This window comes from Pantoea phosphatilytica, from assembly GCF_051025615.1.
Classification (GTDB): domain Bacteria; phylum Pseudomonadota; class Gammaproteobacteria; order Enterobacterales; family Enterobacteriaceae; genus Pantoea.
On sequence record NZ_JBPFDF010000001.1, the window covers coordinates 18,685 to 34,703 of the forward strand.

The 16,019-nt window shown below is 60.7% G+C and carries 16 protein-coding genes; 11 read left to right on the plus strand and 5 right to left on the minus strand.

Features of this window, described 5'->3' with window-relative positions; genetic code table 11:
* The first annotated feature begins 19 nt into the window (after positions 1 to 19).
* From ACR6AS_RS00120 to uraH, 4 genes are read left to right on the plus strand one after another with little or no spacing between them, the layout of a single operon-like run.
* Positions 20 to 1,255, plus strand: coding sequence for a pyridoxal-phosphate-dependent aminotransferase family protein (locus tag ACR6AS_RS00120; RefSeq protein ID WP_111140135.1), 1,236 nt, complete (start codon positions 20 to 22; stop codon positions 1,253 to 1,255).
* Entirely contained in the window at positions 1,252 to 2,505 is a 1,254-nt protein-coding gene (hpxK, locus tag ACR6AS_RS00125; protein ID WP_111140136.1) for an allantoate amidohydrolase, read from the plus strand. The genes ACR6AS_RS00120 and hpxK overlap by 4 nt, the downstream gene beginning before the upstream one ends.
* Before the next feature lie 2 nt (positions 2,506 to 2,507).
* Positions 2,508 to 3,002, plus strand: a complete 495-nt coding sequence (gene uraD, locus ACR6AS_RS00130; protein WP_111140137.1) for a 2-oxo-4-hydroxy-4-carboxy-5-ureidoimidazoline decarboxylase — start codon at positions 2,508 to 2,510, stop codon at positions 3,000 to 3,002.
* Entirely contained in the window at positions 2,999 to 3,334 is a 336-nt protein-coding gene (gene uraH, locus ACR6AS_RS00135) for a hydroxyisourate hydrolase (RefSeq protein ID WP_111140138.1), read from the plus strand. The genes uraD and uraH overlap by 4 nt, the downstream gene beginning before the upstream one ends.
* Before the next feature lie 24 nt (positions 3,335 to 3,358).
* Here the strand turns inward: uraH and ACR6AS_RS00140 are convergent, their stop codons facing one another.
* Entirely contained in the window at positions 3,359 to 4,126 is a 768-nt protein-coding gene (locus tag ACR6AS_RS00140) for an amidohydrolase (protein WP_111140139.1), read from the minus strand.
* Positions 4,114 to 5,274, minus strand: a complete 1,161-nt coding sequence (locus tag ACR6AS_RS00145) for a pyridoxal phosphate-dependent aminotransferase (protein WP_111140140.1) — start codon at positions 5,272 to 5,274, stop codon at positions 4,114 to 4,116. Before ACR6AS_RS00145 ends, ACR6AS_RS00140 begins: the two co-directional genes overlap by 13 nt.
* Positions 5,275 to 5,573: 299 nt before the next feature.
* On the opposite strand from ACR6AS_RS00145, the gene ACR6AS_RS00150 reads away from it, so the two are divergent.
* Genes ACR6AS_RS00150 through ACR6AS_RS00160 form a run of 3 tightly spaced genes read left to right on the plus strand, consistent with a single transcriptional unit; the run spans position 5,574 to position 7,412 of the window.
* Entirely contained in the window at positions 5,574 to 6,188 is a 615-nt protein-coding gene (locus ACR6AS_RS00150; RefSeq protein WP_434160728.1) for a methylthioribulose 1-phosphate dehydratase, read from the plus strand.
* Positions 6,185 to 6,868 carry an acireductone synthase gene (mtnC, locus tag ACR6AS_RS00155; protein ID WP_111140142.1) on the plus strand — a complete coding sequence of 228 codons (684 nt, stop codon included), beginning with the start codon at positions 6,185 to 6,187 and terminating at the stop codon, positions 6,866 to 6,868. The genes ACR6AS_RS00150 and mtnC overlap by 4 nt, the downstream gene beginning before the upstream one ends.
* A 1-nt stretch (position 6,869) precedes the next feature.
* A complete protein-coding gene (locus tag ACR6AS_RS00160) occupies positions 6,870 to 7,412 on the plus strand; it encodes a 1,2-dihydroxy-3-keto-5-methylthiopentene dioxygenase (protein WP_111140143.1) in 543 nt (180 codons plus the stop codon).
* Positions 7,413 to 7,466: 54 nt separating this feature from the next.
* Here the strand turns inward: ACR6AS_RS00160 and mtnA are convergent, their stop codons facing one another.
* The gene (gene mtnA / locus ACR6AS_RS00165; protein WP_434160730.1) at positions 7,467 to 8,489 is read right to left on the minus strand and encodes an S-methyl-5-thioribose-1-phosphate isomerase; all 1,023 of its coding nucleotides are present in this window, start codon (positions 8,487 to 8,489) and stop codon (positions 7,467 to 7,469) included.
* A 121-nt stretch (positions 8,490 to 8,610) separates the two neighbouring features.
* Between mtnA and mtnK the strand changes: the two genes are divergently transcribed.
* Positions 8,611 to 9,810 carry an S-methyl-5-thioribose kinase gene (gene mtnK / locus ACR6AS_RS00170; protein ID WP_111140145.1) on the plus strand — a complete coding sequence of 400 codons (1,200 nt, stop codon included), beginning with the start codon at positions 8,611 to 8,613 and terminating at the stop codon, positions 9,808 to 9,810.
* Positions 9,811 to 9,904: 94 nt separating this feature from the next.
* On the opposite strand, the gene fadE is transcribed toward mtnK, so the two are convergent.
* Positions 9,905 to 12,355 (minus strand): acyl-CoA dehydrogenase FadE, encoded by a 2,451-nt coding sequence (gene fadE / locus ACR6AS_RS00175; protein ID WP_434160732.1) that lies wholly within the window; start codon positions 12,353 to 12,355, stop codon positions 9,905 to 9,907.
* Positions 12,356 to 12,598: 243 nt separating this feature from the next.
* Here fadE and lpcA point away from each other — a divergent pair, with 243 nt between their 5' ends.
* Together lpcA and ACR6AS_RS00185 are read left to right on the plus strand one after the other, a co-directional pair.
* Positions 12,599 to 13,177 carry a D-sedoheptulose 7-phosphate isomerase gene (lpcA, locus tag ACR6AS_RS00180; RefSeq protein ID WP_111140147.1) on the plus strand — a complete coding sequence of 193 codons (579 nt, stop codon included), beginning with the start codon at positions 12,599 to 12,601 and terminating at the stop codon, positions 13,175 to 13,177.
* Positions 13,178 to 13,227: 50 nt separating this feature from the next.
* The gene (locus ACR6AS_RS00185; protein ID WP_111140148.1) at positions 13,228 to 14,001 is read left to right on the plus strand and encodes a class II glutamine amidotransferase; all 774 of its coding nucleotides are present in this window, start codon (positions 13,228 to 13,230) and stop codon (positions 13,999 to 14,001) included.
* Here the strand turns inward: ACR6AS_RS00185 and dpaA are convergent.
* Positions 13,966 to 14,709, minus strand: coding sequence for a peptidoglycan meso-diaminopimelic acid protein amidase (dpaA, locus tag ACR6AS_RS00190; RefSeq protein ID WP_111140149.1), 744 nt, complete (start codon positions 14,707 to 14,709; stop codon positions 13,966 to 13,968). The genes ACR6AS_RS00185 and dpaA overlap by 36 nt on opposite strands.
* Before the next feature lie 245 nt (positions 14,710 to 14,954).
* Here dpaA and dinB point away from each other — a divergent pair, with 245 nt between their 5' ends.
* A complete protein-coding gene (gene dinB / locus ACR6AS_RS00195; RefSeq protein WP_111140150.1) occupies positions 14,955 to 16,010 on the plus strand; it encodes a DNA polymerase IV in 1,056 nt (351 codons plus the stop codon).
* Positions 16,011 to 16,019: the final 9 nt, after the last annotated feature.

A 16,019-nucleotide genomic window follows, 5' to 3' on the forward strand; every position in this document is an offset into this window, starting at 1 on the left:
CTCTCTAAAGGAAACGATGATGGATATTACCCAATTCCCGCAACTGAATCCGCCACAGCGTCTGCTGATGGGGCCAGGCCCGATCAATGCCGATCCTCGCGTTCTGCGCGCCATGTCGAGTCAGCTGCTGGGTCAGTACGATCCCGCCATGACCCACTACATGAACGAGGTGATGGCGCTCTATCGCGGCGTGTTCCGCACCGAAAACCGCTGGACGCTGCTGATCGATGGCACGTCACGCGCCGGTATTGAGGCGATCCTGCTCTCCGCTATCCGGCCGGGTGACAGAGTGCTGGTGCCAGTGTTTGGCCGCTTCGGTCATCTGCTGTGTGAAATCGCCCGCCGCTGTCGCGCCGAGGTTCACACAATCGAAGTGCCGTGGGGCGAGGTCTTTACGCCCGATCAGGTGGAAGAGGCGATTAAAAAAGTGCGGCCGCGTCTGCTGCTCACGGTGCAGGGCGACACCTCGACCACCATGCTGCAGCCGCTGGAGCAGCTGGGAGCGATCTGCAAACGGTATGGCGTGCTGTTCTACACCGATGCCACCGCGTCGCTGGCGGGCAACCCGCTGGAAACGGACGCCTGGGGGCTGGATGCGGTGTCGGCAGGGATGCAGAAGTGTCTGGGCGGCCCCTCGGGCACCTCGCCGATCACCCTGAGCGCAGAGATGGAAGCGGTGATCCGCAAGCGCAAATGCGTGGAGCAGGGGATCCGCACGGAGGCGCACCAGGATGGCGACGAGGAGATGATCTACTCCAACTATTTCGATCTCGGCATGATCATGGATTACTGGGGGCCGGAGCGGCTTAACCATCACACGGAAGCGACCAGCGCCCTGTTTGGCGCGCGCGAGTGTGCCCGTCTGATCCTGCAGGAAGGGCTGGACAACGGCATTGCCCGTCACAAGCTGCATGGCGACGCAATGCTGAAAGGCATTCAGGGAATGGGGCTGGAAACCTTTGGCGACCTGAAACATAAAATGAATAATGTGCTGGGCGTGATGATCCCCTCCGGCGTGAATGGCGACCAGGTGCGTAAGCTGATGCTGGAGGATTTCGGCATTGAGATCGGCACTTCGTTTGGCCCGCTGCATGGCAGGGTCTGGCGCATCGGCACCATGGGCTACAACGCACGTAAAGATTGCGTGATGCAGACCCTGTCGGCGCTGGAGACGGTGCTGACCCACGTCGGCTATCGCACGCCACAGGGCGCTGGGGCCCAGGCCGCGTGGGATCACTACGGGAGTCACGCATGATGATGAGCGCCAGCGAAGCCCGGTCCGCTGCAGAGCGCGTGATGGCGCGCTGCGATGCGCTGGCGGCGATCAGCGAAACGGCAGAGGGGCTGACCCGCGTCTACCTCTCACCCGAGCATCTGCGCGCCAACGCCTGCGTCGGTGAGTGGATGCAGGCGGCAGGCATGCGGGTGTGGCAGGATGAGGTCGGCAATATCTGTGGGCGCTACGAAGCGGCTGACGCGGGCGCGCCTGCTCTGCTGCTGGGTTCGCATCTCGACACCGTGCGCAACGCGGGACGTTACGACGGGATGCTGGGCGTGCTCAGCGCCATCGAAACCGTACAGTGGCTGCACGAACATCAGTGCCGCCTGCCGCTGGCGATTGAGGTGATCGGCTTTGGTGACGAAGAGGGCACCCGTTTCGGCATCACGCTGCTTGGCAGCCGTGGCATTACCGGCAGCTGGCCACAGAGCTGGATCACCCATCCTGACGGCAACGGCATCACGGTGGCGCAGGCGATGGCCGATGTCGGTCTCGACAGCAGTCAGATCGCCGCCGCCGCGCGCCGGGTTGAGGATATCGTCGGCTATCTTGAGCTGCATATCGAGCAGGGTCCCTGCCTGGAGCAGGCGGATCTGGCGCTGGGCGTCGTCACGGCGATCAACGGTGCGCGCCGCCTTAACTGCCGCTTTACCGGGGAGGCGGGACATGCGGGGACGGTGCCCATGACCCACCGCAAAGATGCGCTGGCTGCCGCCGCAGAGTGGATGGTCTTTATTGAGCAGACCACCCGGGAGCAGGATCCGCAGCTGGTGGCGACCGTCGGCACCCTGAACTGTGCGCCGGGCGCGGTGAACGTCATCCCTGGTGAGGTGTCGCTGTCGCTGGATGTGCGCGGCCCGCAGGATCATCCGCTGGAGACGCTGCTCTCCAGCCTGTTAACTCAGGCGGAGGCGATTGCGCTGCGGCGCGGGCTTCGTTTTGCGTCGAACGAATATTACCGCATCGGCGCCACTGCCTGCGACTCCGCGCTGCAACAGGCGCTGAGTCACGCGGTGGAAACGGTGCAGGGGCGCACGCTTTCGCTGCCGAGCGGGGCCGGACACGACGCCATCGCTATCGCCGAACGCTGGCCGGTCGGCATGCTCTTTGTGCGTAACCATCGCGGCATCAGTCACCATCCGGCGGAGTCGGTGGCGGTGGACGATGTGGCACCTGCACTGCAGGCTTATCTGCAGGCGGTCTCGCTGATTGCCGGGCGGAGCTGAAGATGGAATTAGCCACATTTAACCGGCTCGCCGCCGACGAGGCCCGGGCCGCCATCCGGCACTGCGTGGCGATCCCCCACTGGCAGCAGGCGCTGGTGGCCGCCCGGCCTTTTGCCAGCACAGAGGCGCTGCTGGCGGTGGCCGATGCGCTGGCCCGGCAGTGGCAGCAGCCTGAGTTACAGGCCGCGCTCACGGCCCATCCCCGCATCGGCGAGCGCGCGGAGGGCGCGGATAAAGAGGCGGCCCTGTCGCGTGGCGAGCAGTCCGCGATGCAGCAGGCCGGTCACGCCCTGCAGCAGGCGATGCAGCAGGGCAATCAGCGGTACGAAGCGCGTTTTGGCCGGGTGTTTCTGATCCGCGCCAGGGGGCGCAGTGGCGAAGAGATGCTGGCCGCGTTACAGCGCCGGTTGCAGAACAGCGAGGCTGATGAACAGCAGGAGACGCTGGATCAGCTGCGTGAAATTACCCTGTTACGCCTTAAGGAGACAATCCGATGAGTACCATCACCACCCACATTCTGGACACGGCGCTGGGCAAACCCGCCTGTGGCGTCGCGATTTCCCTGGAGCAGAACAGCCCCGAAGGGTGGTTTCCGGTGGCGGAGGGGACGACCGACAGCGACGGGCGGCTGAAAGATCTGACGCCCGAACCGCTGTCACCGGGTCACTACCGGTTAACTGCAGAGATCGGCGACTATTTCGCCGTCGCCGGTCGGGATGCGCTCTACGTCAGCGCGCAGATCGATTTCGTGATTGCCGAGGCGGGCAGCCATTTCCACCTGCCGTTTCTGATTTCGCCCTGGTCCTGGTCGACCTATCGCGGCAGCTGAGGCGCTGACTGCCGCGCCAGGGTTCTACAGCGAAAAACGATCCGCATCCTGCCAGGCCGGGAAGCGCTCGCGGTAGGCGTTGAGCGTCTCCAGCGACAGTTCGGCATCCAGCCGGGCGCGCTGATGCGGCTCGGCCGCGCTGAGGATCTCGCCCTGCGGGGAGATAATCTGGCTGTCGCCGCTGTAGTGATGCTGATTGCCGTCGCTGCCGACGCGGTTGCAGCCTGCCACGTAGGCCTGATTTTCAATCGCCCGCGCTAACAGCAGCGCCTGCCAGTGCCGCGCACGCGGCGCAGGCCAGTTGGCGACGTAGAGCGCCAGGTCGTAATCGTTGCGGTTGCGTGAGAAGACCGGGAAGCGCAGGTCATAACAGATCTGTGGCAGGATCCGCCAGCCGCGCCACGCAAACACCTGACGCTGCTCGCCGGGCAGATAGTGGTGATGCTCATCCGCCATCCGGAACAGGTGGCGCTTATCATACTGATGCACCGTGCCGTCGGGCGCGACCAGCAGGAAACGGTTTACCGCGCCGTTTTCGGTCTGGATCGCCGCGCTGCCGCCAATCAGGGCATCAGTGCGCCGGGCATGCTGATGCAGCCATTCAATCACCTGCGCCTCGGGCAGCGAGCTTTTCGCGGCCTCCATCGCAAAGCCGGTGGTAAACATCTCCGGCAGGATAATCAGATCGCGGCCGGTGAGACCGGCCAGCTGCGCGTCGAAATGGCGCAGATTGGCTTCGCCATCCATCCAGCTCAGTGTCTCCTGCAACAGCGTAATTTTTAAAGCTGACATAGGCGCTCCGCGGCGGCATCCAGGGTCGCCGGCTGTTTAGCAAAACAGAGGCGAATCAGTTTATGAGGAAAAGGGGCGGCGCAGAACACCGAGAGTGGGATCGCGGCGACACCCACTTCGCGGGTCAGCCACTGGCAAAAGCTGACATCATCCAGGTCAGAAATGGCACTGTAATCCACCAGCAGGAAGTAGGTGCCCTGGCAGGGCAAAACCTTAAAACGGCTGGCGGCCAGCGCCGTTGCCAGCCTGTCGCGGCGGTCGCGATAAAACGCCGGCAGCGCATAATAATGTTCCGGATGCTCACGCAGCATATCCGCCATCGCCAGCTGCGCCGGGGTATTCACTGAGAAGGTCAGGTACTGATGCACCTTGCGCAGCTCGGCGCTGATCGCCGCAGGCGCAATGCAGTAACCCACTTTCCAGCCGGTCATATGGAAAGTTTTGCCAAACGAGGAGACCGCTATGGCCCGCTGACGCAGCTCAGGATGGGCCAGCACGCTGGCGTGGCCCGCCTCATCGAAGCAGATATGCTCATAGACTTCGTCGCTCAGCACATAGATCGGCCGGGCGGCAATCGCCTCCCACAACGCGGCGAAATCCTGCTGCTGCCAGACGGTGGCAGACGGATTGTGTGGCGTGTTCAGGATCACCAATCGGGTTTTGTCACTCAGCAGGGCAGCAAAGGCTGCCCGGTCGACGCGGAAAGCGGGCGGCTGCAGCGCAATGCGTTTCATAATGCCGCCCGCCAGCGCGACCGCAGGCGCATAGCTGTCGTAGCTGGGATCGAAGCAGATCACCTCATCGCCCGGCCGCACCAGCGCGGTAATCGCCGCATAGAGCGCCTCGGTGGCGCCCGCCGTCACCGTCACCTCCGTCTCAGCATCGGGCCGGTAGTCATAAAGCCGCGCGGTTTTCTCAGCAATCGCCTCACGCAACGGCAGCACACCGGTCATCGGCGCATACTGGTTTGCCCCCTGGCTGACATGAAACGCCAGCCGCTGCTGCAGATAGTCGGGACCGCTGAAATCAGGAAAGCCCTGCGAGAGGTTGATGGCGTTGTGCTGCTGAGCCAGCGCACTCATCTGGCTGAAAATCGTGGTGCCGAGTAAAGGAAGCTTACTCTCGGGGATCAGGTTGTGCTGCGTCATGGTGTCAGGCCTTAAGCGCGAAGATTGATGCGGTGTCACCCGGGGTTTGTGCCACTATAAACAGGATGATAGTATTTGGCAATCAAGACGCTTAGACGGCTAAATGCGTCATGCTCCGCATCTCAGCGGCGCGGGCGGCAGGGGCTTACCCGGTCACTGGCATGTATCAGCTACCGGGGAACAGGATTCTATGATTTCCTGCGCTTGCTGACTGTTTAATCGTTTTGAGTTGTTCTGTTTTGATAGCCTTTACCGCTGTTTACGCCACCCGATATCACATTTCACCGCAAGGAACCGTTATGTCGCAGACTCTTCCGTTAGATCAGCTGGTCGCTGCCTGTCACTGGATTGGGGCGAAAGGCTGGGCGCCAGCCACCGGCGGGAATATGTCCGTGCGTCGCGATGCGCATGTCTGCCTGCTGAGCGAATCGGGCAAAGACAAAGGTATGCTGACGCGGGATGATTTCATTGAGGTTGATATCGCCTCCAGCCAGTCACTGTCGGACCGTAAGCCGTCGGCAGAAACCGGGCTGCACACGATGATCTATCGCCTCTTTCCCGAGGCGGGCGCGGTGCTGCATACCCATACGGTTAATTCGACCGTGCTGTCGCGGGTGGAGCAGGGGGCGGCGCTGCTGCTGCACGGCTATGAGATGCAAAAATCGTTAAGCGGACAGCAGACGCATCTGGATACCGTGGCGATCCCGCTGTTCGACAACAGCCAGGATATCGCGGCGCTGGCGTCGGAAATAGAAGATTACGCCGCCCGTTTTCCGCTGCGCTATGGCTTTCTGCTGCGCGGCCACGGCTTAACCTGCTGGGGCCGGGACGTCAGCGAAGCACGCCGCCATCTGGAAGGTCTGGAATTTTTATTTGAATGCGAACGTCAACGTCGCCTGCTGGAGAGAGCATGATTCACGCGATTGTCACCGATATCGAAGGCACCACCAGCGATATCCGCTTTGTACATAACATCCTGTTCCCCTTTGCGCGCCAGCATCTGCCCGCGTTTGTGCGCGACCATGCCGATCGACCTGAGGTTGCCGCGGCGCTGCAGTCGGTGCGCGATGAAGCTGGTCAGCCCGAGGCCGATCTGGCGGCGGTGACGGCGATCCTGCTGGATTTCATGGATCAGGATCGTAAATCCACCGGCCTGAAAGCCCTGCAGGGCATGATCTGGCGCGACGGCTATCTCAACGGCAGTTTTACCGGCCATCTCTATCCCGACGTCGTGCCTGCGCTGCGCCACTGGAAGGCGCAGGGTATTGAACTCTATGTATATTCCTCCGGTTCGGTGGCGGCGCAGAAATTGTTATTTGGCTACAGCGACGAAGGTGATATTACTGACCTGTTCAGCGGTTATTTTGACACCCACGTCGGGGCCAAACGTGAGGTCACCGCCTATCGGGCGATTGCTGCTGAGATCGGCCAGCCAGCGGAACAGCTGCTGTTTCTCTCCGATATTCATCAGGAGCTGGATGCGGCAGCGGAGGCGGGCTGGCAGACGCGGCAACTGCTGCGTGGCGAGGCGGATCCTGAGAGCCGCCATCGGCAGGTCACCGATTTTTCCCAGATTAACCCGGAGTCGATTTAGGATGAGTGCACTGACTATTTTTACCGATCGTGACGCCGCGCAGCCGGTGTGGCATAGCACTGACGCAGAGGCGATCCGCGATCGCCTGAACACCAAAGGCGTCCGTTTTGAACGCTGGGAAGCGGATCGCAACCTGGGTGACAATCCGGACGCCGAAACCGTTATCCGGGCGTATCAGCACGCTATCGATCGGCTGGTAGCGGAGAAGGGCTATCAGAGCTGGGATGTCATCAGCATGCGCGCCGACAATCCGCAGAAAACGGTGTTGCGCGAGAAGTTTCTTAACGAGCATACGCACGGCGAAGATGAGGTGCGCTTCTTTGTCGAAGGGGCCGGACTCTTCTGTCTGCATCTGGATGGCGAGATCCTGCAGATCCTCTGTGAAAAGAACGATCTGATCTCGGTGCCGGCGGGCACGCCCCACTGGTTTGACATGGGCTCGTCACCGCACTTTACCGCGATCCGTATCTTCGATAATCAGGAAGGCTGGGTGGCGAACTTCACCGGCGATAAGATAGCGGATGCCTATCCGCGTCTGGCGTAACCGGTCACTCTGCGCGTGAGGCGTCGGGCCGCGCAGCCCGCGCCTCACAGCGCATTATCGTGGCTGAAAGTGGCCATCCCGCACCTGATCGGGCGTCACCACGCCGGTGTCCAGTATCCAGCCGCTGATCAGGGCGGCAGGCGTGACATCAAACGCCGGGTTGAAAACCTTCGCCGCCTCCGGCGCCCACTGAACGCTGCCAAAGCTGCCCGCAACGCCTGTGACTTCGCTGGCGGCCCGCTGCTCGATCGGAATGGAGGCGCCATCAGGACAGTGGCGATCCAGCGTGGTATGCGGAGCCGCGACGTAGAACGGGATCTGATGATAGTGGGCCAGCACCGCCAGGCTATAGGTGCCAATTTTGTTCGCCACATCGCCGTTGGCGGCAATGCGGTCCGCGCCGACCCAGACCGCATCCACCTCGCCGCGCGCCATCAGGCTGGCGGCCATGGCGTCGGTAATCAGGGTGTAGGGCACCCCCAGTTCACCCAGCTCCCAGGCGGTCAGACGCCCTCCCTGAAGCAGGGGACGGGTCTCATCCACCCAGACATTTATTACCCGACCCTGCTGATGCGCCCGTGCGATAACACCCAGCGCAGTACCGACACCCGCCGTCGCCAGTCCGCCGGTATTGCAGTGAGTCAGAAGCTGGCTGCCGGGTTTCACCAGCGTGCAGCCCGCTTCCGCGATGGCGTCACACAATTGCTTATCTTCCTGCACCAGCCGCCAGGCCTCCTCCGCCAGCGCGGAGGCAAAGTCCGGCTGCGCCAGTGCCACTTTCATTCGCTCCAGATTATTCATCAGATTGACCGCGGTAGGACGGGCGGCGCGCAGGGTCTCCAGCGCCTGCGCCAGTGCAGCGCGTGTCTCGCCCTGACCGGCCAGCAGCGCCAGCAGCAGCGAGGCGGAAAGCCCAATCAGCGGCGCACCGCGCACCCGCAACGCATGAATATGCTCAATCAACTGCGGCACGCTGTGTGCTGGCAGCCAGTTTTTCTGCTGCGGCAGCGCCTGCTGGTCGAGGATCCAGAGCTGATTGTCACGAACCTGTAAACTGGTAGTTTTAAGTGTCTGCATTGTGGGTGAAATCCATGTTGCGTTAATGACAGGTATTGTGCCAACATGCTGAACGGATGTATAGACGTCTGAACGGCTTATTATCCCCGGTCATCCCCCTTCGATTGATGAGGAAAAGGCAATGTCGCAATACCATACCTTTACTGCTGCTGATGCTGTGGACTATGCCCGGCAATTTGGCGGTGTGGACAATCCTGCTGCACTGAGCCGGGCAGAAGAGATTGGTGATGGCAACCTCAACCTGGTGTTTAAGATCTATGACGACCAGGGTACCAGCCGGGTGGTGGTCAAGCAGGCGCTGCCTTACGTGCGCTGCGTGGGTGAGTCGTGGCCGCTGACGCTGGACAGGGCGCGGCTGGAAGCGCAGACGCTGGTCGAGCATTACAAATATTGTCCGCAGCACACGGTGCAGATAACCCATTACGATGCGAATCTGGCGGTGATGGTGATGGAGGATCTCTCCAGCCATCGCATCTGGCGCGGCGAGCTGGTGAAGGGGGTTTACTACCCGGAAGCGGCCCGGCAGTTAGGCGTCTATCTGGCAGAAACCCTGTTTCACACCTCCGATTTCATCCTGCATCCGCACCAGAAAAAAGCGGAAGTGGCGCGGTTCATCAATCCGGAAATGTGTGAAATCACCGAAGATCTCTTTTTTAACGATCCCTACACCGGTCATGAGCGCAACAGCTATCCCGCCGCGCTGGAGCCACTCGTCGCCAGCCTGCGCGACGACGCTGCGCTGCGCATTGCGGTGGGCGGCCTGAAACATCGCTTCTTTGCCCATGCCGAAGCACTGCTGCACGGGGATATCCACAGCGGCTCGATCTTTGTGGCGGACGGCAGCCTCAAGGCGATTGATGCGGAATTTGGCTATTTTGGCCCTATCGGTTTTGACGTCGGTACCGCTATCGGGAACCTGCTGATTAACTACTGCGGCCTGCCGGGGCTGCTGGCGCCGCGCGAGGCGGCCGATGCACGCGAACAGCGCCTCAGCGATATACATACGCTCTGGACGACCTTTGCCGCACGCTTCATGGCGCTGGCAGAAGAGAAAACCCGCGATCAGGCGCTGGCCTGGCCGGGCTACGCGGCCGCGTTTCTGCGCAAAGTCTGGGCAGACACCATTGGTTACTGCGGAACCGAACTGATTCGCCGCACGGTGGGGATGTCCCACGTCGCCGATATGAAGCTGATTGCCGATCCGGCGATGCGCACCGACTGCATCCGCAATGCGATTAACCTGGGCCGCACGCTGATTCTGGCGGCGGATCATGTAGAAGATGCGGATGCGCTGATTGCCCGCATCCGTCAGGCGGGATAAAAAAAGGCCGACGGGAAGTCGGCCTCTGAAAACAGTTCTGGCTCCGGGCGCACAGGGTCACTACCCGGAGCCGGCATCACATCGGCTCCCGATTCTAGGCCGCCTCACTCGCCCGTGACGCAGGCTGAGGCGCTTTCTCAGGCACCGCCACCGCCAGTGCGTCCGGCTCAAACTCATCGACGTTAATCGACCGCAGACGGCTCACTTCGGCACGCTGCAGGATCTCAGCCTCTTTCGCATCGATCCAGCCCTGCTCCAGCCCGCGCTTCGCCAGCGCATCCAGCCGGGTAAAGGAGAGAGGCTGTTTCGTCTGTTTGCACAGCCGGTCATGAATCACCTCGGCCGCCATGACATCCTGCAGCGCCTGTTCCAGCTGACCGGCAGGGTTATGTTCGCTCGGCGTCAGGTACATGCCACGGCCCAGGCGGCTGCGGGTCGCGGAGGGCTGCTGCAGCATTTTCGCCAGCTGATGATCCAGACGGTCAGACGGTGCAGGGCAGTGGTGTCCGCCCGCGAACAGCGTCATCCGCAGGGCGCCCGCCACCAGCCGGTTCGGGAAGTTACGCAGCAGATCGTCCATCGCCTCTTCGGCCTGGTGCAGCGCATCCTGCACACCCCAGTGCACCAGCGGCAGATCGGCTTCATTGCGGCCCTCATCGTCATAACGTTTCAGCGTCGCCGAGGCAAGATAGAGCTGGCTCAGCACATCACCCAGACGCGCCGAGATGCGCTCACGCCGCTTCAGGTTGCCGCCCAGCACGGCCATCGACACATCAGAGAGCAACGCCAGGTTCGCGCTGATGCGGTTCAGGTGCTGATAGTAACGGCGGGTGCTGTCGCGGGTCGGGCTGGCGCTGGTCCGTCCGGCGGTGATCCCCAGCCACAGGCTGCGCATGGCGCTGCTGCCGACATGGCCGATGTGGCTGAACAGCGCCCGGTCAAACGCGTTAACGTCGTTGCTGGCGGCCGCCGCCATCTCCTGCAGAACATAGGGATGGCAGCGGATAGCACCCTGACCGAAGATAATCATGCTGCGGGTCAGGATGTTCGCGCCTTCCACCGTAATAGCGATAGGCGCACCCTGATAGGCGCGAGCCAGGAAGTTGCTGTTGCCGAGCATAATGCCTTTACCCCCGGCAATATCCATGGCGTCGATAATGGCGCGCTGACCGCGATGGGTGCAGTGATATTTCACAATCGCCGACAGCACCGCCGGTTTTTCGCCCTGCATAATCCCGGCGGTAATCAGCGTGGCTGCGGCGTCCATTACGTAAGCGTTACCGGCGATGCGCGCCAGAGGCTCCTCGATCCCTTCCATCTTGCCGATAGAGAGACGGAACTGACGACGGATGTGGGCGTAGGCGCCGGTTGCCAGCGCCACCGTTTTAAGGCTGCCGGTTGAGTTTGAGGGCAGCGTAATGCCGCGACCCACTGACAGACACTCGACCAGCATCCGCCAGCCCTGACCGGCCATTTCCGGCCCGCCGATAATGTAGTCAATCGGCACAAAGATATCTTTGCCGCGGGTCGGGCCGTTCTGGAAGGGCACGTTCAGCGGGAAGTGGCGGTGACCAATCTCCACGCCAGGCGTATGCGTCGGGATCAGCGCACAGGTGATGCCCGGGTTTTCGTTGTCGCTGAGCAGATGATCCGGGTCAGACAGTTTGAAGGCCAAGCCCAGCACGGTCGCAATCGGCGCCAGCGTAATGTAGCGCTTGTTCCAGGTCAGGCGCATACCCAGCACCTGTTTGCCCTGCCATTCGCCCATGCAGACCACGCCGGTGTCGGGGATCGCCCCGGCATCAGAACCCGCTTCCGGGCTGGTCAGTGCAAAGCAGGGGATCTCGTCACCGCGCGCCAGGCGTGGTAAGTAGTGATTTTTCTGCTCGTCGGTGCCGTAGTGCTGCAGCAGTTCGCCCGGGCCGAGTGAGTTAGGCACGCCGACGGTGATCGCCAGAATGCCGGAGACGCCCGCCAGTTTTTGCAGCACGCAGGCCTGCGCATAGGCGGAGAACTCGAGGCCGCCATACTCTTTCTTGATGATCATCGCGAAGAAACGATGCTCTTTCAGATAGGCCCAGAGTTCCGGCGGCATATCGGCCAGCTCATGGGTGATCTGGAAATCGTTGGCCATACGGCACGCTTCTTCAACCGGGCCGTCGAGAAACGCCTGCTCCTCGGCGGTCAGACGCGGCTGCGGATAATTGTGCAGCTTCTGCCAGTCCGGTTTGCCCTGGAACAGGTCGCCTTCCCACCAGGTGGTGCCCGCATCGATCGCCTCTTTTTCGGTGCGCGACATCGGCGGCATCACCTTACGGAAACGCTGAAAGATCGGCGCTGAAAACAGGCTGCGACGCAGCGACGGCAGGTTAAACGGCAACAGAATGATCGCCAGCGGCAGCAGCAGCCACGGCGTCCAGAGGTGAGCGACAGCCATCGCGGCGGTCCAGAGCAGCAGGATCGCGCTGCTCAGCCGTAACGACAGGCGGTGATAGAACAGGGCGCCGATTAGCGCCACCGTGGCAAGTATCGAAACAACCATCATAGTGAACCGCTCCAAGTAGTAAGAGGTCTGACCTGTTATGTAGAGAGGTTTAGAGCAGTTGGCCCGATTTATCAATTTGTTTACATCGCAATTACAACCTGCCTCACAAAATCCCCGCTCTGTCTGTTTTTTCATCAGTAGCGGCGGTCAGAATCACCGCCACGGCCCGGCATGACGCTTTGCGCTGACGGGCCATTCCGTTAAACTTGCTGCGATTAACCTCTCCTACAAAAGGACACCCCTATGTACCAGGACATCATCCGCGCTGAGCTTAATGAAGCTGCTGACACGCTGAACACATTCCTCAGTGACGATGCCAATATCCATGCGATCCAGCGTGCTGCGGTGCTGCTGGCTGACAGCTTCAAAGCGGGCGGCAAGGTGCTTTCCTGCGGTAACGGCGGCTCCCATTGCGATGCGATGCATTTCGCCGAAGAGCTGACCGGCCGTTACCGTGAAAACCGTCCTGGTTATCCGGCGATTGCCATCTCCGACGTCAGCCATCTCTCCTGCGTCAGTAACGACTTTGGCTACGACTACGTCTTTTCACGCTACGTGGAAGCGGTAGGGCGGCCGGGCGATGTGCTGCTGGGTCTTTCCACCTCCGGTAACTCTGCCAACATCATTAAGGCAATTGAGGCGGCGCGTGCGCAGGGGATGAAAGTGATCACCCTGACCGGTAAAGATGGCGGTAAGATGGCGGGCAGTGCCGATATTGAAATCCGGGTGCCGCACTTTGGTTATGCCGATCGCATCCAGGAGATCCACATCAAAGTCATCCATATCCTGATGCTGCTGATCGAAAAAGAGATGGTGAAGTAATTGCGCCGGCTTCCCGCTCGCGGGGGGCCGCTTAATCTAAGGCGGTGGCTATGTGCGAATTGCTCGGGATGAGCGCCAATGTTCCCACGGATATCTGTTTCAGCTTTACCGGACTGGTTCAGCGTGGCGGTGGAACCGGACCTCACAAAGATGGCTGGGGCATTACTTTTTACGAAGATAAAGGCTGCCGTACGTTTAAAGATCCGCTGCCGAGCTTTAACTCGCCGATTGCGCGCCTGGTGCAGGAGTACCCCATCAAATCGCATTCGGTGGTGGCGCATATCCGCCAGGCGAACCGCGGCCAGGTGTCGCTGGAAAATACGCACCCGTTTACCCGCGAACTGTGGGGCCGCAACTGGACCTATGCGCACAACGGTCAGCTCAAAGGCTATCGTCAGCTGGAAACCGGCACCTTCCGGCCGGTTGGCGAAACGGACAGTGAAAAAGCGTTCTGCTGGATCCTGCATCAGCTGGCCACGCGCTACCCGCGTACGCCGGGCAACTGGCCTGCGGTGTTTCGTTTTATCGGGGAGCTGGCGGGAACGTTGCGGCAGAAGGGCGTGTTTAACATGCTGCTGTCAGATGGCCGTTATCTGATGGCCTTCTGTTCGACCAATCTCTTCTGGATCACCCGCCGCGCGCCCTTTGGCCGGGCGCAGCTGCTGGATCAGGATGTGGAGGTTGATTTTCAGCAGCACACCACGCCGCATGACGTGGTGACGGTGATCGCAACGCAGCCGCTGACGGCCAATGAAACCTGGCAGCGGATTGCGCCAGGTGAATGGGCCTTATTCTGCCTTGGAGAGCGCCAGGAAGGAGCGTGAAGCGGCTTCGGGACTGGCTAAAACCGGTGCCGGGCTGCTCATCACATATTTGCCGCTGGCGACACTCACCACCGGCGGCTGGTGATACTTCGCAAACCAGGCGTATCCCGGCTGCAGCTGCTGCCAGAAACTGGCGTAGGCGGAGTAGCGGTGACGCTGCATGTTGCTGTCGGTCATGCGGAACGGATAAATGCTGATGCTGACATCCTGCTGGCCGTTACGCAGCGCGGCATTCACATAGGTAAAAATCTCATCCATATAGGCGTTGGTCATGGCATAGCAGCCGATTGACTTGCAGTCGCCATGGATCATCAGATAGTTGCCGCTGTAGCCCTGATTGCGGTCATACTGATTCGGGAAGCCGATGTTGATCGCGCGATAAAACCGGCTGTCCGGCTTCAGCTGATTCAGCCTCACGTTGTAAAAACCTTCCGGGCTTTTGAAATCGCCTTCGCGGCGTTTCGGGCCGAGGCCACCCGAAAAGTTACAGATGCGGTAGGTATCCAGCAGGCGGTATTCGTTACCGATTTTGCCGTAAAGTTCGAGTGTGCGTTCTTCCTTGAAGATCTGGATATAAACCGGGGTGCCAAGTAACTGTTTCTTTAACTCTTTGCTGACCGGTGCCGCTGTCTGAACGGGTTCGGGAGTCATTGCCATGCTGAGGGCTGGCAGTAAAATCATCGCAAACAGGAGTGCGATTTTGCCCATGCTGTGTGTACCTTGAGGTGAAGAGAACATGACGCAAATTGTGCGTCTCTGCTTGCATTATCGGAACTGTCCGCTACCGCAGCGCAACATTAAACATTGTCTGTTTTTTTAGCAAGACGGTCTCAGTCAAATTCGCGAATTACTGGCAGTTATTCGGTCAGAAATTTGTAAACTTTAATCCTCAACGCGACAGCGATTGCAGTTACGTCCGCCAGCTGTATACTTATCCAGTGCCGGAGGGGGGTATGCGTAAAATCATTCATGTCGATATGGACTGCTTCTATGCCGCGGTGGAGATGCGTGACAATCCCCAGCTGCGCGATATCCCGATCGCCATTGGTGGCAGCCGCGAACGTCGCGGCGTGATCAGCACCGCCAACTATCCGGCCCGCAAATATGGCGTGCGCAGTGCGATGCCCACCGGCATGGCGCTTAAACTCTGCCCGCATCTGCGTCTGCTGCCGGGCCGCTTTGACGCCTATAAAGAAGCCTCTGCGCAGATCCGTGAGATCTTTACCCGCTACACCTCACTGATTGAACCGCTCTCGCTGGATGAAGCCTATCTGGATGTGACCGACAGCCCGCACTGTCACGGCTCGGCGACGCTGATGGCCCAGGCGATCCGCGCCACCATTTTTCGTGAAACCGGACTTACCGCCTCGGCCGGGATCGCCCCGATTAAGTTTCTGGCGAAGATCGCCTCTGACCTCAACAAGCCGGACGGCCAGTATGTGATCACACCGCCGGAGATGGCCGGTTTTCTGCTGACCCTGCCGCTGGCGAAAATTCCCGGCGTCGGCAAAGTGTCGGCTAAAAAGCTGGAGGAGATGGGGCTGGCCACCTGCGGCGACGTGCAGAAAGCGGACCTGGCGCTGCTGCTGAAGCGTTTTGGTAAGTTTGGCCGGGTGCTGTGGGAGCGCAGTCACGGCATCGATGAGCGGGGCGTGATTGTGGAGCGCGAGCGTAAATCGCTGGGCGTTGAGCGCACGCTGGCGGAGGATATCAGCGACTGGGAGGCGTGCCTGGAGATTATCGATTTTCTCTATGCCGAGCTGGATCGCCGTCTGACCCGGATCCGACCCGATAAGCAGGTGGCGCGTCAGGGCGTCAAACTGAAGTTCAGCGACTTTCAGCAGACGACCCAGGAGCATATCTGGCCGGTGCTGAATAAAGAGGACATGATAGCCATCGCCCGCAAGACCTGGGATGAGCGTCGTGCCGGGCGAGGCGTGCGGCTGGTGGGGTTACATGTGACGATGGTCGATCCCCAGCTTGAGCGTCAGCTACTGCTGGGGCTGTAACGGCCCGCC

Bases quoted from the DNA above. Each gene is read 5' to 3' on its own strand.
- ACR6AS_RS00120 (WP_111140135.1), top strand. From the start codon at position 20: ATGGATATTACCCAATTCCCGCAACTGAATCCGCCACAGCGTCTGCTG.
- lpcA (WP_111140147.1), top strand. From the start codon at position 12,599: ATGTACCAGGACATCATCCGCGCTGAGCTTAATGAAGCTGCTGACACG.
- ACR6AS_RS00150 (WP_434160728.1), top strand. From the start codon at position 5,574: ATGTCGCAGACTCTTCCGTTAGATCAGCTGGTCGCTGCCTGTCACTGG.
- uraH (WP_111140138.1), top strand. From the start codon at position 2,999: ATGAGTACCATCACCACCCACATTCTGGACACGGCGCTGGGCAAACCC.
- hpxK (WP_111140136.1), top strand. From the start codon at position 1,252: ATGATGATGAGCGCCAGCGAAGCCCGGTCCGCTGCAGAGCGCGTGATG.
- ACR6AS_RS00160 (WP_111140143.1), top strand. From the start codon at position 6,870: ATGAGTGCACTGACTATTTTTACCGATCGTGACGCCGCGCAGCCGGTG.
- mtnC (WP_111140142.1), top strand. From the start codon at position 6,185: ATGATTCACGCGATTGTCACCGATATCGAAGGCACCACCAGCGATATC.
- dinB (WP_111140150.1), top strand. From the start codon at position 14,955: ATGCGTAAAATCATTCATGTCGATATGGACTGCTTCTATGCCGCGGTG.
- fadE (WP_434160732.1), bottom strand. From the start codon at position 12,355: ATGATGGTTGTTTCGATACTTGCCACGGTGGCGCTAATCGGCGCCCTG.
- mtnK (WP_111140145.1), top strand. From the start codon at position 8,611: ATGTCGCAATACCATACCTTTACTGCTGCTGATGCTGTGGACTATGCC.
- mtnA (WP_434160730.1), bottom strand. From the start codon at position 8,489: ATGCAGACACTTAAAACTACCAGTTTACAGGTTCGTGACAATCAGCTC.
- ACR6AS_RS00145 (WP_111140140.1), bottom strand. From the start codon at position 5,274: ATGACGCAGCACAACCTGATCCCCGAGAGTAAGCTTCCTTTACTCGGC.
- uraD (WP_111140137.1), top strand. From the start codon at position 2,508: ATGGAATTAGCCACATTTAACCGGCTCGCCGCCGACGAGGCCCGGGCC.
- ACR6AS_RS00140 (WP_111140139.1), bottom strand. From the start codon at position 4,126: ATGTCAGCTTTAAAAATTACGCTGTTGCAGGAGACACTGAGCTGGATG.
- dpaA (WP_111140149.1), bottom strand. From the start codon at position 14,709: ATGGGCAAAATCGCACTCCTGTTTGCGATGATTTTACTGCCAGCCCTC.
- ACR6AS_RS00185 (WP_111140148.1), top strand. From the start codon at position 13,228: ATGTGCGAATTGCTCGGGATGAGCGCCAATGTTCCCACGGATATCTGT.